Source organism: Aurantiacibacter spongiae (assembly GCF_003815535.1).
Taxonomy (GTDB): domain Bacteria; phylum Pseudomonadota; class Alphaproteobacteria; order Sphingomonadales; family Sphingomonadaceae; genus Alteraurantiacibacter; species Alteraurantiacibacter spongiae.
The window spans coordinates 189,889-204,318 of record NZ_RPFZ01000001.1; the positions used below are offsets into that span (position 1 = coordinate 189,889).

General features: G+C 64.6%; 14 protein-coding genes. 10 read left to right on the forward strand and 4 right to left on the reverse strand.

Going from position 1 to position 14,430, the window contains the following annotated elements:
• Positions 1–66: 66 nt before the first annotated feature.
• The 8 genes from EG799_RS00940 (at position 67) to lexA (ending at position 5,581) form a co-directional block, all read left to right on the forward strand.
• Positions 67–690 (forward strand): anthranilate synthase component II, encoded by a 624-nt coding sequence (locus tag EG799_RS00940; protein ID WP_123877738.1) that lies wholly within the window; start codon positions 67–69, stop codon positions 688–690.
• A complete protein-coding gene (gene trpD / locus EG799_RS00945) occupies positions 687–1,679 on the forward strand; it encodes an anthranilate phosphoribosyltransferase (protein ID WP_234028954.1) in 993 nt (330 codons plus the stop codon). The genes EG799_RS00940 and trpD overlap by 4 nt, the downstream gene beginning before the upstream one ends.
• A gap of 25 nt (positions 1,680–1,704) precedes the next feature.
• A complete protein-coding gene (trpC, locus tag EG799_RS00950) occupies positions 1,705–2,493 on the forward strand; it encodes an indole-3-glycerol phosphate synthase TrpC (protein ID WP_234028955.1) in 789 nt (262 codons plus the stop codon).
• Positions 2,494–2,569: 76 nt separating this feature from the next.
• Positions 2,570–2,950, forward strand: a complete 381-nt coding sequence (locus EG799_RS00955) for a DUF3597 domain-containing protein (protein WP_123877742.1) — start codon at positions 2,570–2,572, stop codon at positions 2,948–2,950.
• 42 nt (positions 2,951–2,992) lie between these two features.
• Positions 2,993–3,160, forward strand: a complete 168-nt coding sequence (locus EG799_RS13900; RefSeq protein WP_158610970.1) for a hypothetical protein — start codon at positions 2,993–2,995, stop codon at positions 3,158–3,160.
• A complete protein-coding gene (gene moaC / locus EG799_RS00960; RefSeq protein ID WP_123877744.1) occupies positions 3,157–3,624 on the forward strand; it encodes a cyclic pyranopterin monophosphate synthase MoaC in 468 nt (155 codons plus the stop codon). The genes EG799_RS13900 and moaC overlap by 4 nt, the downstream gene beginning before the upstream one ends.
• Positions 3,621–4,835 carry a molybdopterin molybdotransferase MoeA gene (locus EG799_RS00965; RefSeq protein WP_123877746.1) on the forward strand — a complete coding sequence of 405 codons (1,215 nt, stop codon included), beginning with the start codon at positions 3,621–3,623 and terminating at the stop codon, positions 4,833–4,835. The genes moaC and EG799_RS00965 overlap by 4 nt, the downstream gene beginning before the upstream one ends.
• A gap of 68 nt (positions 4,836–4,903) precedes the next feature.
• On the forward strand, positions 4,904–5,581 hold the full coding sequence (lexA, locus tag EG799_RS00970; RefSeq protein ID WP_123877748.1) for a transcriptional repressor LexA: 678 nt from the start codon (positions 4,904–4,906) through the stop codon (positions 5,579–5,581).
• A gap of 57 nt (positions 5,582–5,638) precedes the next feature.
• Here the strand turns inward: lexA and EG799_RS00975 are convergent, their stop codons facing one another.
• The gene (locus tag EG799_RS00975) at positions 5,639–7,816 is read right to left on the reverse strand and encodes a ComEC/Rec2 family competence protein (RefSeq protein WP_123877750.1); all 2,178 of its coding nucleotides are present in this window, start codon (positions 7,814–7,816) and stop codon (positions 5,639–5,641) included.
• A 29-nt stretch (positions 7,817–7,845) separates the two neighbouring features.
• Here EG799_RS00975 and gltX point away from each other — a divergent pair, with 29 nt between their 5' ends.
• Both gltX and EG799_RS00985 read left to right on the forward strand, forming a co-directional pair.
• A complete protein-coding gene (gltX, locus tag EG799_RS00980) occupies positions 7,846–9,279 on the forward strand; it encodes a glutamate--tRNA ligase (RefSeq protein ID WP_123877752.1) in 1,434 nt (477 codons plus the stop codon).
• A 59-nt stretch (positions 9,280–9,338) separates the two neighbouring features.
• The gene (locus EG799_RS00985; protein ID WP_123877754.1) at positions 9,339–10,625 is read left to right on the forward strand and encodes a citrate synthase; all 1,287 of its coding nucleotides are present in this window, start codon (positions 9,339–9,341) and stop codon (positions 10,623–10,625) included.
• A 3-nt stretch (positions 10,626–10,628) separates the two neighbouring features.
• On the opposite strand, the gene EG799_RS00990 is transcribed toward EG799_RS00985, so the two are convergent.
• From EG799_RS00990 to EG799_RS01000, 3 genes are read right to left on the reverse strand one after another with little or no spacing between them, the layout of a single operon-like run.
• Positions 10,629–11,996 (reverse strand): sensor histidine kinase, encoded by a 1,368-nt coding sequence (locus EG799_RS00990; RefSeq protein ID WP_123877756.1) that lies wholly within the window; start codon positions 11,994–11,996, stop codon positions 10,629–10,631.
• A gap of 4 nt (positions 11,997–12,000) precedes the next feature.
• Positions 12,001–12,957: a hypothetical protein gene (locus EG799_RS00995; RefSeq protein WP_123877758.1), complete on the reverse strand. Its 957-nt coding sequence runs from the start codon at positions 12,955–12,957 to the stop codon at positions 12,001–12,003.
• A gap of 34 nt (positions 12,958–12,991) precedes the next feature.
• On the reverse strand, positions 12,992–14,152 hold the full coding sequence (locus EG799_RS01000) for a hypothetical protein (protein ID WP_123877760.1): 1,161 nt from the start codon (positions 14,150–14,152) through the stop codon (positions 12,992–12,994).
• Positions 14,153–14,430: the final 278 nt, after the last annotated feature.

Genomic DNA, 14,430 nt, shown 5'->3' on the forward strand with positions numbered 1-14,430 from the left:
CATGTGCGGCGCACGCACGGGGATTGCGCTTGGCTAACCATCCGCAACATCATAGATGGCCGGGCCATGAGCGGCAGCGGCACGATCCTCGTCATCGACAATTATGACAGCTTCACCTTCAACCTTGTCCACTACCTGATGGAACTGGGTGTCGGCGTCGAGGTGGCGCGCAACGATGCCATTACGCCTGGCGAAGCGCTGGAGACGGGTGCTGCGGGTATCCTGATCTCGCCCGGTCCGTGTACGCCGGACGAGGCGGGCATCAGTCTCGACCTCGTCGCCGCCTGCGCCCGGTCACGCCGCCCGCTGCTCGGCGTATGCCTGGGGCATCAAGCTATCGGCCAGTACTTTGGCGGCCGCGTGGTGCGCGGCGGGCTGATGCACGGCAAGACGAGCGCGGTGGAGCATGACGGCACGGGCGTGTTCGCCGACCTGCCCTCTCCCTTCATGGCCACGCGCTATCACTCGCTGGTGGTGGAAGATGTGCCGGAATGCCTTCTCGTCAATGCGAGGAGCGAGACACCGGGGCTCGATGGTACGAGCGTCATGGGTTTCCGCCACGTCGATCTGCCCATTCACGGAGTGCAGTTCCACCCGGAAAGCATCGCGACGCAGCACGGCCACGCTTTGCTCGGCAATTTTGCGCGCGTCTGCGGACTTGCCGTCCATACGCCGGAGAAAGCAGCGTGACCGACCTGCCGGGAGTAGAGGATGCCTTTACCGAAACCGAGGCTCATCGTGTGTTTGGTGCCATCCTCGATGGCGAACCATCGGAAACCGAGATTGCCCGCTTCCTTTCGGACCTTTCGGATCGGGGAGAGCGGGCGGAGGAGATCGCCGGTGCCGCCCGCGCCCTGCGCGAACGGCTGATCCCCATCGACGCCCCCGACACTGCGATCGACGTCTGCGGAACGGGGGGAGACGGACACCATACGCTGAACGTTTCCACCGCCGTCAGCCTGGTCGTCGCCGCCTGCGGCGTGCCGGTGGCCAAGCATGGCAATCGCGCGGCGTCGTCCAAGGCCGGCGCGGCGGACACGCTCGAGGTTCTGGGCCTCGACATGGACGCCGCGGGTCGCACGGCGGAACGGACGCTGGCCGAGATCGGCATCTGCTTCCTGTTCGCCAGGAACCATCATCCGGCGATGGCGCGCATCCAGCCAATCCGGCAGAAGCTGGGCAAGCGAACGATCTTCAATCTCATGGGTCCGCTCTCCAATCCGGCCCGCGTACGGCGTCAGCTGATCGGAATAGCCCGGCCCGCCTACGTGCCGATTTACGCCAATGCGCTGGCGCGGCTGGGAACGGAGCGGACCTTCATCGTCTCGGGCGACGAAGGGCTGGACGAACTCAGTCTTGACGAAGGCAACGAGCTGGCTGAAGTGCGGGGAACGCAGGTGCGCATGCAGCGTGTGAGCGCGGAACAGGCCGGCCTTCCCCACCGGCCGGTCAGCGCGATCCGGGGCGGTGAGGCGGCGGACAATGCCGATGCGTTGAGACGGCTTTTGCTGGGGGACACGGGCGCCTACCGCGATGCCGTCCTCTTCAATGCAGCCGGGGCATTGCTGGTCGCCGGAGCAGTGGAAAGCTGGGAAGCGGGTGTGGAGGAAGCGGGCGAAGCGCTCGACAAGGGCCTGGCCAAGGCTCTGCTCGACTGCTGGATCGCGTCATGTTCGTGACCTTTCAATCTTGCAAGGGATGGGCGTGAACAAGCTTCAGGAAATCTGCGCTACCAAGCGCGCCGAGGTCGCTGCCCGCCGCGCTGTCACGACGGTGTCCGACCTCGACCGTATGGCCGCCGACGTCGCGGTGCCCAGGGGGTTCCGCCGAGCGCTGGAAGACAAGGCGCGAGAGGGCTTCGCCCTGATCGCCGAGATAAAGAAGGCAAGTCCGTCAAAGGGGCTGATCCGCGCCGATTTTCGCCCCCATCAACACGCGATGGACTATGCCTCGGGCGGCGCTGCCTGCCTGTCGGTCCTGACCGACGCTCCCTTCTTCCAGGGTCATGAACAATATCTGATGGATGCCCGGGCGAGCTGCGCGCTACCCGTCCTGCGCAAGGACTTCATGGTCGATCCCTGGCAGGTCGCGGAATCCCGGGCGATCGGCGCCGACGCGATTCTGGTTATCGTCGCCGCGCTGGAAAACGCGCAGATGCGAGAGATCGAGGCCGCGGCGGTCGAGCGGGGGATGGACGTTCTGGTCGAAGTTCATGACGAGGCGGAACTCGAACGTGCGGTGACCAATCTCGCAACCACCCTCGTCGGGATCAACAACCGCGATCTGCGCTCCTTCAGGACCGATCTGGCAACGACCGAACGCCTGGCCCCGCGGGTTCCCGACGGTGCGCTGCTGGTAGGTGAGAGCGGCATCTCGACCTGTGCGGATTGCAAGCGCCTTGCCGAAGTCGGGGTGAGGTGTTTCCTCGTCGGCGAAAGCCTGATGCGCCAGGACGACATCGAGAAGGCGACGCGCGAGCTGCTCGGCGTCTGACCGGCGGGATATATTCGCCGGTCGTGCGTTTCTTCCTCGACGCCCTCTTCCTCGGGCACCTTCAGAAAGGATGAACATGAGCATTTTCGGCAAGATCAAGGACGCAATCTTCGGCCAGAAGGCCAGCGCGCAGGAAGCCGCACCCGCGCCCCGCTCCGCCCCGCGCGAGAGCACTCCCTTCAATCGCCCCGCCCCGACGGCGATGGACGAAGTCGATGTCGAACAACGGCTCGATGCGATGGAGGGTGCGGACAAGCTGAACTGGCGCACGTCCATCGTCGATCTGATGAAGCTGGTCGATCTCGATCCCAGTTTCGACAATCGCAAGGAACTTGCGCACGAGATGGGCGACGCCGACTATTCGGGCAAGGCGGAAGAGAACATCTGGCTGCACGGCAAGGTCATGGACAAGCTCGCCGAGAATGGCGGCCGGGTGCCAAGCTCTCTGCGGAGCTGAAACGCTTGGCAAGCGGGTCGGGGCGCGGCTAGGCACAGGACCATGCACGTGACGCCCGATCCGTTAAAACCGGCAGCGCCGGAAATCAATGTCGGGGCTCTCCGCACTTCCGATATTCGCCCTGGCACGGTCGTAAGGGCACAGACCATCGAACTGGCGCGCGGGCCGGCCTGCAAGCTGGCGGCCGATTATTCCGAGACGCGGACTTGAACGACCTTACTCACCTCGACGATACCGGAGCGGCGCGCATGGTCGATGTCGGCGAGAAGCCGGAAAGCGCGAGAAGCGCGGTCGCCAGCGGGCGGATCCTCATGGCCCCCGCGACGCTGGACGCCATACGCGATGGGAGTGGACCCAAGGGCGACGTCCTCGCGACGGCGCGGATCGCCGGGATCATGGCGGCAAAGCGAACGGGCGAGCTGATCCCCCTGTGCCATCCGCTCGCGCTCGAAAGCGTAGGCGTCGATTTCGAATTCCGGACCGACGGGCTGGACGTGACGGCGCGAGCCGCGCTGACGGGAAAAACCGGGGTGGAGATGGAAGCGCTCACCGCCGCGACCGTCGCGCTTCTGACAATCTACGACATGGCCAAGGCTCTCGAAAAGGGCATGCTCATCGAACATGTGCGCCTGGTCGAGAAGACAGGCGGCAGGAGCGGGGACTGGCACGCATGAGCGCGGAGCGTGCCCCGCCCGTGCCCTTCGATGTCGCGCAGGATCGCCTGATGGCGCTCTGCCGACCGCTGGGCACCGAACTGATCCCTTCGCGCGAATGCCTTGGCCGCTACACCCGTGCTGGCCTGGCGGCCGAGCGCGACCAGCCCGCCCTCGACCTTTCGGCGATGGACGGTTACGCGCTGTGCGGAGAGGGTATGGAAACGTGGCGGATCGTCGGAGAAAGCGCCGCCGGTCGACCCTATCCCGAAGAGCTGTTGCAAGGTGAGGCGGTTCGCATCAGCACGGGCGCACCGATGCCGCGCGGCGGGGAGCGAATTGTCCTGAAAGAGGACGCGATCGTCGAGGGCAACCGTCTCGTGACAGCTCCGGGCAGTGAGGCGAGCGCGCGTCATATCCGCCGGCGCGGCCTCGATTTTCACGCCGGGGACATTGTTCTCGGGAAGGGTGTGCGCATCGGCCCTGCGCAACTTGCGCTCGTGATTTCAGCCGGCTTCGGGTCGGGCAGGCTGACGGTCGGGCGCTTGCCGGGCGTGGCGGTGATCGACAGCGGCAACGAGCTGTCCGACGATCCGATCACCATGACGCCGAGCCAGATACCGGCAAGCAATGGCGTGATGCTGGCAGCGATGGCGGCGCCCTTCGCCGCCTCGGTGAAACGGATCGGACCGGTGGCCGACACGATGGAAGCGCTGGCGGACGCGCTCGATCAGGCGGGAGACGCGGACGTCGTCGTGACGAGCGGCGGAGCATCCATTGGCGATCATGATCTCGTGCGACCTTCGCTCGACGCCTGGGGCGCCCGCCTGGACTTCTGGCGCATCGCCATGAAACCGGGCAAACCCCTCCTTGTCGCACGGCGGGGCAACCAGCTCGTGCTGGGACTTCCCGGCAATCCCGTCTCAAGTTTCGTAACCGCGTGGATGTTCCTGCTACCCGTGCTCCGCCGTCTGGCCGGCGCTGCAGCGCCGCTTCCCGAGATGTTCGATCTTCCACTGGCCGAAGATATGCCGGCTGCGGAGACAAGGACCGAATTCGTCCGCGGCTCGCTGACCCGGACAGGCGTCGCCCCACTCGGTCAACAGGACAGCAGCGCCCTGGGCGCCCTGGCCCGCGCCGATGTGCTGATCCGCCGCGACGCGAACGCCCCCGAGGCCCGCGCGGGAGAGATGGTCGGAACTTATTGGCTCCAAACTGGCGGAATTGCTTGACGTGGCACGATCTGTTTCATAATTGTTCCGTATTCGTTCCGAACCGGAACACTTGACGGAGTGACGCCATGTTGACTGCGAAGCAGCACGAACTTCTGCTCTTCATCAACCGACGGCTGGAGGCATCGGGTATCTCCCCCAGTTTCGAGGAAATGAAGGAAGCGCTCGATCTCAAGAGCAAGTCGGGCGTGCACCGGCTCATTTCCGCTCTGGAGGAACGGGGTTTCATCCGTCGCCTGCCCAACAGGGCCCGCGCGCTCGAAGTCGTGAAGATGCCTGAGAATTCCGCCGGCAGGGCGGTTGCCGGCGATCCGGTGGCGAAGGCGACAAGGCCTCCTGCCCGGCAACCCGACGCGGCAAACGACGTGGTCGAGATCCCCCTGCACGGGCGCATCGCTGCGGGCGTACCGATCGAGGCGCTCGAAGATCATCAGGTATTGCCGGTCCCGGCCGCGTTGCTTGGCGCAGGAGAGCATTACGCGCTCGAGGTGTCCGGAGATTCGATGGTCGAAGCCGGCATCTTTGACGGCGATTATGCGCTGGTGAAGAAGGCCGATACCGCGCGGGACGGCGATATCGTGGTCGCTTTGGTGCGCGGAGAGGAAGCGACGCTCAAATACCTCTATCATGATGGCGGCCACATTCGTCTGGACCCGGCCAACTCGGCCTACGATGCCCAGGTCTACGCCGATGCCGAAGTGCAGGTCCAGGGCAAGCTTGCCGGGCTTCTCAGGCGTTACCACTAGGTCGTGCGGGCCTTCGGGGCTGTGTCTTGTTGCAAAGCGGCCCCGGGGCGGCTTTTCTCACCGATAGCCGCGCCACCATCCGTGATGGCCCTGCCGCTGCGCAACGGTAGCGATCTCCTGCTGCGTCAGGTTTATCGCCAGTCCGCCCGTTTCGGCGAGCATTCGCCCGTCCGCTCTCAACCAGCGGGGAGCACACGATCGCGGCAGCCACCGGTCTGACACGACGATGTCCGCCCGTTCGCACGCGGCAGCGAGCGCGCGCTCGCCCACGATGTCGCGGCTACGGCTCATGAGAACATGCCAGTCCCGTCCTGCTCGCTGGAGAGTAACGACGCAGAAGTCCGGGCTGCATGTTGCGCCGGGCCATTCGGCCAAAGTGACAGCCTCGCCGGTCGTTCCGGCGAGTTCCATCAAGTTGTCGCGGGTAAAGTCGCTGCGCGTATCTCGCAAGACGAGCAGCCTGTCGTCCTCTCCGGTAATGGCAACGTGCCGCCCGTCGCCGGAAACCAGCAGGTCGGGAACCGGCGTCAGCAGAACCAGCACGGTGCCGAGCATGGCCGGCAAGAACCCGAGCAACCGCATCCTGCCCCGCCAGAGAGCGAGCCATAAGCCTCCGCACACGAAGAGCATGACAGTTGCGAGATCCATCTGCGGTATCAGCTTCACCGCTCCGGGCTGTGACGAGGTGAAATGTGCGATACCAAGCAAAAGCTCCAGCGATTTGCCCTCGAGCCACCAGACCGGGGCCCCCAGGCCGACAACGTCCAAGGCAAGCGCGGTAGCGATCAGGGGCATGGAAACGAACGTGACAAGGGGGATGGCAACGACGTTCGCGAACGCGCCGTAGACCCCGGCCCTGTGGAAGTGAAACAACACGATCGGCATCAGCGCCAGCTCGATGATCAGGCCTGTCACCAGCAGCATCGCGGAACGGCGCCCGGCGCGAACCAGCCAGGATTCCTCGCGCGGGGCGAGGAAGTTGCGCACCGGTGCCGCATTGTGCAGGGCGACGATGGCAATCACCGCGCTGAAACTCATCTGAAAGCTAGGCCCGACAAGGCTTTCGGGCCATAGCAGGAGAACCACCGCGGCGGCGACCGCGACCATTCGTAGCGACAAGGGTTCACGCCCGAGCGCCAAGGCGACGAGAACCAGCAAGGCTCCGATGCAACTGCGGACCGTGGGCACTTCGGCCCCGGTCAGCAAGGTGTAGGCGATGCCCGTCAGCGCAGCCATGCCGGCAGCGACCAGGGGCAGCCGTATGCGCAGCGTCAGCCAGGGCCACAAGGCCAGCAACTTCACCGCGAGAAAATAGGTCGCGGCGATGACTGCGCTCACATGCAGGCCGCTGATCGAAAGGAGATGCGTCAATCCGGCATCACGCATCGCTTCCTGATCCCCTTCGGTTATCGCGCCCCTGTCGCCGCTCGCAAAAGCGGCGGCGATCGCTCCGGCAGACCCGTCGAGGCGGTTGCGGACGTGGGTCGACAATCGCCGCTGTAGTGGTGCGATCAGTGCATCATCTGCCGCTGGAGGGTCCAGGACCGCGATGTCGCCCTGCACACTTCCGGTCGCAGCATAGCCTTCGAACCAGGCTGTGCGCGCGAAGTCGTATCCCCCGGGAAGCATTGGCGAGGCGGGCGGCATGAGGCGTACCTGCGCTTCCACGAGGGCGCCTTCCCGAAGGCCCGCATCGTCTTCGGCAAGCGGTACGTTGATCCGGACCTTCAAGGCATCTTCGCGTTCGGGCAGGCGCGTCGCGAGGACCAGTCTGACCCGGTCTTCTGCCGGCTGTTCGATCCGCTCTAGCACGCGGCCGCGAACGTTCTCGAACACTGGCCTATCAAGTGCTTCGGTCCCGACCATCCCGGACCGTGCCCACGCAAGGCCCACCCCGAACGCGAACACGAGGCCGCAGGCCGTTATTGCGAGGACGATCTGCGCGCGGTCGTCCCGCCCTTTCCAGACCGCCTGTGCGCCCAGCGCGGCCATCAGTCCCGCTGCCATGCTGCCGACCCACCAGGCCGCATCAGGGGCCGCGAACCATGTTCCGATGCCCGCCGCCAGCGCCACCGCGATCCACGGTCCGCGATCGAAACCCGAGCGGCCAAGAAACCCTTCCGCGCGGTCTGCGATGCTGGACAAAGAGGCACGCTTTCGCCAAGGCGAGTGCTGCATCGCACCATCGCCTGCGTCCTCCCCCAGCGGAACCAAAGGCGGCTGTTGCGTTGCCATTGCAGATACGAGACAGGAAACAGGCAGGCATGGCAAGTTCGAGTGGCGACGGTTCGCCAGCGCAGGCACCGGTGGTGACGCGTTTCGCACCCAGCCCGACTGGCTTCCTGCATATCGGCAACGCGCGAACCGGTCTGTTTTCCTGGCTTTACGCCCGTCACCACGGCGGCAAGGCCCTTCTCAGGATCGAGGATACGGACAAGAAGCGCTCCACGCAGGAAGCGATCGAGGTCATTCTCGACGGGCTCGATTGGCTCGGGCTCGATTTCGACGACGATACCGTCTTCCAGTCGCAGCGGGCGGACCGTCATGCCGAGGTAGCCCGCAAGCTGCTCGAGGCGGGCAAGGCCTACAAGTGCTTCGCGACCCCGGAGGAGCTGGTACAGATGCGCGAAGACCAACGCGCGGCGAAGCAGCCGATGCGCTATGACGGGCGCTGGCGCGACCGGGATCCGGGCGATGCGCCGCAAGGCGCGCCCTACACGGTTCGCATCAAGACGCCCGAGAGCGGCGAGACGGTGATCGAGGATGCGGTTCAGGGCCGGGTGAAGGTCGATAACCGCGAGATCGACGACTTCATCCTTCTGCGCGCCGACGGCACGCCCACCTACATGCTGGCCGTCGTGGTCGACGACATGGACATGGGGTGTACCCACATCATTCGCGGCGACGACCATCTCAACAACGCCTTTCGGCAGGTTCAGGTGATACGCGCGATGCAGGATGTCGAGGAAGGCTGGACCGAGCCGACCTACGCCCACGTTCCGTTGATCCACGGGAATGACGGGGCCAAGCTGTCGAAGCGGCATGGCGCCTTGGGCGTTCGCGACTACCGTGAGATGGGCATTCTGCCGGAAGCGCTGTTCAACTACCTGCTCCGGCTTGGTTGGGGTCACGGGGATCAGGAAGAATTTTCGCGCGCGGAAGCGATCTCGCTGTTCGACATTGCCGGGGTGAACAAGGGGCCCAGTCGCTTCGACATGAAGAAGCTGCTGAACATGAACGGCACCTATATTCGCGAAGCCGACGACGCACGGCTGGCGAGGCTGGTTGCCGACCGGATCGGCCCGGATACCGATATCGCGCTGCTGACCGAAGCCATGCCCGTCCTGAAGACGCGGGCGCGCGATCTCAACGAACTGGCGGACGGGGCGACCTTCCTGTTTACGCGGCGACCGCTCGAATTGACCGAGAAGGCGCAAGCGCTGCTGGACGATGAAGCCCGCGGGCGGCTGGCGACACTGGCGGAACGGTTGCAGTCGGAAACGGACTGGACATTGGAAGCGCTGGAGGCCAGTTTGAAGGCCTATGCCGAGGAACTGGGGCTTGGCCTCGGGAAACTCGCGCAACCGCTTCGCGCGGCGCTCACAGGGCAAACCACATCGCCCGGCATATTCGACGTGCTGGTTCTTCTCGGCAAGGAGGAAAGCCTTGCGCGAATAAAGGCGCAGGCGAGCACCTGAACCGATACAATTGAGCCGGAAAACCGGCGAACACGATACCAATCTGAAGGAGACACATTTTGGCTGACAAGCAGGCGGAACTCACGGTCGACGGCGACCAGCACGACTTCCCCACTCTGCAGGGCAGCTGCGGACCGGACGTCGTCGATATACGCAAGCTCTATGGCAAGACCGGGATGTTCACCTTCGATCCCGGGTACAAGTCGACGGCATCGTGCGAAAGCGCACTGACCTTCATCGATGGTGAGGAAGGCGTGCTGCTGCATCGCGGCTATCCCATCGGCCAGCTGGCGGAACAGTCGAGCTTCATGGAAGTCGCCTATCTGATGCTGAACGGCGAACTGCCGAGCCAGGACGAATATGCCGACTTTACCAACACCATCACCTATCACACGATGCTGCACGATCAGATGCGGCAATTCTATCAGGGTTTCCGCCGCGATGCGCACCCGATGGCGATCATGTGCGGGGTGGTCGGAGCCCTGAGTGCGTTCTATCACGACAGCACCGATATTTCCGATCCGGAACACCGCAAGATTTCCAGCCACCGGCTGATTGCGAAGATGCCCACCATCGCTGCCAACGCGTTCAAGTATGCCGTTGGCCAGCCCTTCATGCAGCCGCAGAATTCCTTGAGCTACACCGGGAATTTCCTGCGCATGACCTTCGGCGTGCCGGCGGAGGAATACGAGATCGAACCGGCGGTCGAAAAGGCGATGGACCGCATCTTCATCCTCCACGCCGATCACGAACAGAATGCCTCCACCTCGACCGTGCGGCTGGCCGGGTCTTCCGGCGCCAATCCGTTCGCCTGTATTTCTGCCGGGATCGCCTGCCTGTGGGGCCCGGCGCATGGCGGGGCGAACGAGGCGGCGCTCAACATGCTGCGCGAAATCGGTACGCCCGACCGCATTCCGCATTACATCGAGCGCGCCAAGGACAAGAACGATCCGTTCCGCCTGATGGGCTTCGGGCACCGCGTCTACAAGAATTACGATCCGCGGGCCACGGTCATGCAGAAGACCGTGCGCGAGGTGTTCGACGCCTTGAACGTCAAGGATCCGGTCTTCGAAACGGCGCTTCAGCTCGAGGAGATGGCGCTTAACGACGACTATTTCATCGAAAAGAAGCTGTTCCCCAACGTGGATTTCTATTCCGGCGTCATCCTGTCGGCGATCGGGTTCCCCACGACCATGTTCACCGCTCTGTTCGCCCTTGCTCGCACGGTCGGCTGGGTTGCGCAGTGGAACGAGATGATCTCGGATCCCGGCCAGGTCATCGGGCGTCCGCGTCAGCTTTATACCGGGCCAACGCAGCGTGACTACGTGCCTATCGCCGAGCGATAGGTTTCAACCGTCCTCGGCCCGGTCAGCCGGGATGGAAAGCGTGAAGCGGGCTCCCTGCCCCTTCGCGCTTTCGACGGTAAGCGAACCGTTCATCGCCTCGGCGAGCCGCCGCGAGATGTACAGGCCCAGACCGGATCCGCCGTCTCCGCTGCGGCCCAGGCGCTCGAACTTGGCGAAGACGCGCGCCTGTTCGTCCTCGGTCAATCCCTCGCCCTCGTCGGCGACGGTAATGCTGGCCATATCGCCCGTCATGCTTACGCGCAGGTCAACCCGGCCGCCCTCGGGAGAATAACGGATCGCGTTCCCGACAAGATTCAGGAGAACCTGGAGAACCCGTCGAAACTCGCCGATGGCCGGAGCCCGAATCGTTTCGTCCGGCGCGCGGAGCGTCAGACCACGTTCGCTGGCGCGCACGCCGAGTATACCTGCGGCGCGACGCGCGACGTCGGCCAGGTCGATCTCGTCCGGAGCGGGATCGAAATCCTCATCCTCCACCATTTCAAGGGTGGTCAGATCGTCGATCAAGGCGAGAAGGTGCTCCCCCGCGGAGGCGATATCGGCCGCGTAATTGCTGTACTCTTCCGCAAGGGGACCGGCGAGCTGGGTCCGGATCGTTTCCGCATTGGCGATAATCCGGCTGACGGGCTGACGCAGGACCGGCGCAATATCGCGACCGATCCCGGCCGTGCGGTCAGGCTCGTCATGGCGGGCGGGCGGCACTTCCGGGAGCGGCGTTTCCGGAAGAAGAAGGAGCTCGAAACCCTTGCTACCATCCGCGCTTCCCAGCGGGGCTATGCGGGCAATCCAGCGACGCGGTGATCCGGAGACGTCGAAGGTCGCGCCTGAAAGTAATCGCCAGTGGACAGGGGCCGAGAGGCGCGAAGCTTCCTCTCGCAGGCACTCCGTCCAGGCCCGCCCCCGCCGATCGGCCATGCGCCTGGCACACTCGACCAGATCGGATGCATGGGCGTCGGCGATAAGCACTTCCTGCGCCGGGCCGAGACGAGCTGTCAGTCCGGCAAGGTGGCGGGCCAGGGCCAGTTCCCTGCTTTCCCGCTGGACGCGCGTATCCGCGGGAAGCGCTTCGGCCTGCCAGTTGACGATGCCGATAGCCACGCCCTCACCGTCCGGTTCCACCTCGATCCACGCATTGACCAGGTCGCGATCGTCCTGCGCGCGAACGGGACGGGCGAGGCGCAGACCGAATTCCCGGGACTTGCGGACCAATTCCAGCAGGGACGGGGTTACGATCGGCCCCGGCAGTTCGCCTCCTGACCGTCGATGAAAGCCGGCCAGGGGCTCATCTGCCTCTACCAGGCGGTCATGCGCATCGGTGCGGGCCCGCGCGGTAAAGGCTCGGTCGGCAACCATGGATTCAATGAAGCGCCTCGGGCGAGGAAGACGCCAGCAACTCCGCCGCCTTGTCGGCGCGCAGCGTATCGAACCCGGCGGGCAGGGACAATTCGGGGTGCAGATAGACGAATTGCTCTTCGACATCGCCCTGATCGAGTCCCGAAGCGCGAAGTGACAGGGCAAGCCGGGCAAACTGGTTTTCGCCGAGCGATAGAATTACGGTATCGCGCTCCTGCTCCGACCCCATCGCCAGCGCGGTCGCGAAGATTGCAAGGCCGGAATTTCCGATCGCGAGGGCTCGTTTGGCGCGATGCTGCAGCTTCATCAGCAAGCGGTTGATCTGGTTCACGCGGCGCTCGCTTTCGTCGTATTCGGAACGAAGCGAGGCTGCGACAGCCCGTGCGTCCTGTTGGAAAGCGCCGGCCTGCGACACGAGCGTTTCGATGGCCGCATGGAAAAGTTCGCCCGGCAGTTCTCCAAACGGCAACTCCATGCGCCGCTGATGCTGCACGAAGCGCGCCTGGGCGGCCAGCACCCGCATGGCTGCCGCCGCTTCCGCCTGGTCGGACGAGGCGGCCAGCTCCTGCAAGAGTGGCGAGAGAACCGGATCGATGCCGCGCGCGTTCAGCTTGTCGGCGAGCCGCGCCTCGATCGTCAGAGCGTGAGAATGCGTCAGCAGTCCCGTCTCTTCGAGCAGCGCGACGGCCAGGTCATCCTCGCGCTCCACCGCGAAGGCTGCTGGATCGCGCATGTCGGCTTGCCTTGCCAGGGCGAAAAGCAGTTGTCGGGCGAGGTCGAGCATCATCCCGCGAATTCTGGCGATCACTTCATCGCTGAACATCGCCTGATCGTCATTGGCGAGAAGATGTCGCAGGATCGGCCGCGCCGTGGCGATGATGACATCGCCTTGCGCCAGTTCGGCGCGAAGCACATCCTCCACCGACCGGGTGGGAAGAGTGTCGGAAACAGAGTCGTTCATAACGCCGCGATAGCGCAACAGGGTTAAGCCTGCGTTAGCCGCGTTGCCCGGATCGATCGACAAGGCGCGCGACCAAGACGAGAGTGGCCGCAATGATGACGGCGATCTCCGGCAGGAGGATTGCGCTGAGAACAGCGCACAGCACCGCCACCAGGCCGCGATCGCCAATCGAGCGTGTGAGCCAAGTCGCGGGGTGTCGGTCCGAAAGGATGAGCCCGGCGAGAAGGACGAATGGCGGGAACGCTTCGCGATACCACAGCCCGTCGATCGCCAGTATCGCGGTGGCCAGTAGCGCGAGATCGAGAAGGCGGCGAAGCAACGGCCAGCGACCGGCAGACCCGAAGGGTGCACGCGCAAGACGCTTCGCTTCCAGCAACAGCTCGACGACGGGAGAGGCGAAAGCGAGAAGAGCGAATGCGACGACCGGTGTTTCGCGGGTGGCGGCAAGGATCGCGCCACCGAGCAAGACTACCGACGCTATCGCGATCGCCGGTATTGCCCGATCGGACGCCAGCAGGCTCGCTCCGAACCTCATGAGCGTCGTGCTGGCCAGGTAAGGCGAAATCGCCCCGGCTTTCCCTTCACCCATATGCGTGCGTAACCAGTCACGCTCTCGGGCTTGCGCTGCTGCCCGGTTCGCAACGACGGACCATCGGCCGCTGTCGAGAATATCATCCTGCAACCGCGCTTCCGGAAGACGGTTTTGAAGGGCAATTCGAAGTATCGCGGCGACCGGCGCGGCGTCTTCCGGCAAGGTTCGGAGCCTGTCGAGCATTCGACCGGGCACTTTCATCGCACCGGCCCAAGCTCTGTCCAGGTCAATCCTCTCAAATCCGGCGGCCGCGCCCGGGCCGGCGCTGACGACCAGCACGCGGTTGCCTTGCGCCCGTAGCAGTTCGAGCGCGGTCCGTGCCTCGGGCAGCAGTCCGGGCTGGAGGACGAGCAGGCTGTCGTCGTCTCCGACCGCGGCGATCAAAGCGTGGCTGCTGGCAAACGCCTCGAACCGCATGCCCAGCCGTTCGGCCTGCCGGCGCGCCGCGATCGAAGCCGGCGAGGCACCGCTCCCGTGGAAGAATACGCGCTCGCAGCCGATCTCGTTCGCGAACAGCAGCTGCCGCTCGGCGACCGTTCTCCCCGCGACCACGGGGGCGATGTCCGCATCAGATGACGGCGAGGATATCAGCACTGCGTGCATCGGTCCGGTTCGGCATTTCCCTCGTCAAGCGCCGCACGACTACGAATACCCCGCCGGCCTGCCAAGGGCGGGGACCATAATTGACAGGATAAGGCGTGCTTCCGAAGCGGGCAGGCTCTCCAAGCCGGGCCTTGAGAGCGAGATTACACCGCAAAAGACCAAATCCGCGTCGCAGCTTCCTATCGCGTGGGAGCCGGATTTCCCGGGGCGAGCGGATGACGCAATCCCGAGTGTTTATTGGTGGAAGATCGGTTAAGACAGGGTTTTCCGATCACGGT

Coding starts and splice junctions, on each gene's coding strand:
- EG799_RS01000 (WP_123877760.1), bottom strand. CDS start 14,152: ATGCACGCAGTGCTGATATCCTCGCCGTCATCTGATGCGGACATCGCC.
- lexA (WP_123877748.1), top strand. CDS start 4,904: ATGTTGACTGCGAAGCAGCACGAACTTCTGCTCTTCATCAACCGACGG.
- EG799_RS00965 (WP_123877746.1), top strand. CDS start 3,621: ATGAGCGCGGAGCGTGCCCCGCCCGTGCCCTTCGATGTCGCGCAGGAT.
- EG799_RS00975 (WP_123877750.1), bottom strand. CDS start 7,816: ATGGCAACGCAACAGCCGCCTTTGGTTCCGCTGGGGGAGGACGCAGGC.
- EG799_RS00995 (WP_123877758.1), bottom strand. CDS start 12,957: ATGAACGACTCTGTTTCCGACACTCTTCCCACCCGGTCGGTGGAGGAT.
- gltX (WP_123877752.1), top strand. CDS start 7,846: ATGGCAAGTTCGAGTGGCGACGGTTCGCCAGCGCAGGCACCGGTGGTG.
- EG799_RS13900 (WP_158610970.1), top strand. CDS start 2,993: ATGCACGTGACGCCCGATCCGTTAAAACCGGCAGCGCCGGAAATCAAT.
- EG799_RS00955 (WP_123877742.1), top strand. CDS start 2,570: ATGAGCATTTTCGGCAAGATCAAGGACGCAATCTTCGGCCAGAAGGCC.
- EG799_RS00990 (WP_123877756.1), bottom strand. CDS start 11,996: ATGGTTGCCGACCGAGCCTTTACCGCGCGGGCCCGCACCGATGCGCAT.
- EG799_RS00940 (WP_123877738.1), top strand. CDS start 67: ATGAGCGGCAGCGGCACGATCCTCGTCATCGACAATTATGACAGCTTC.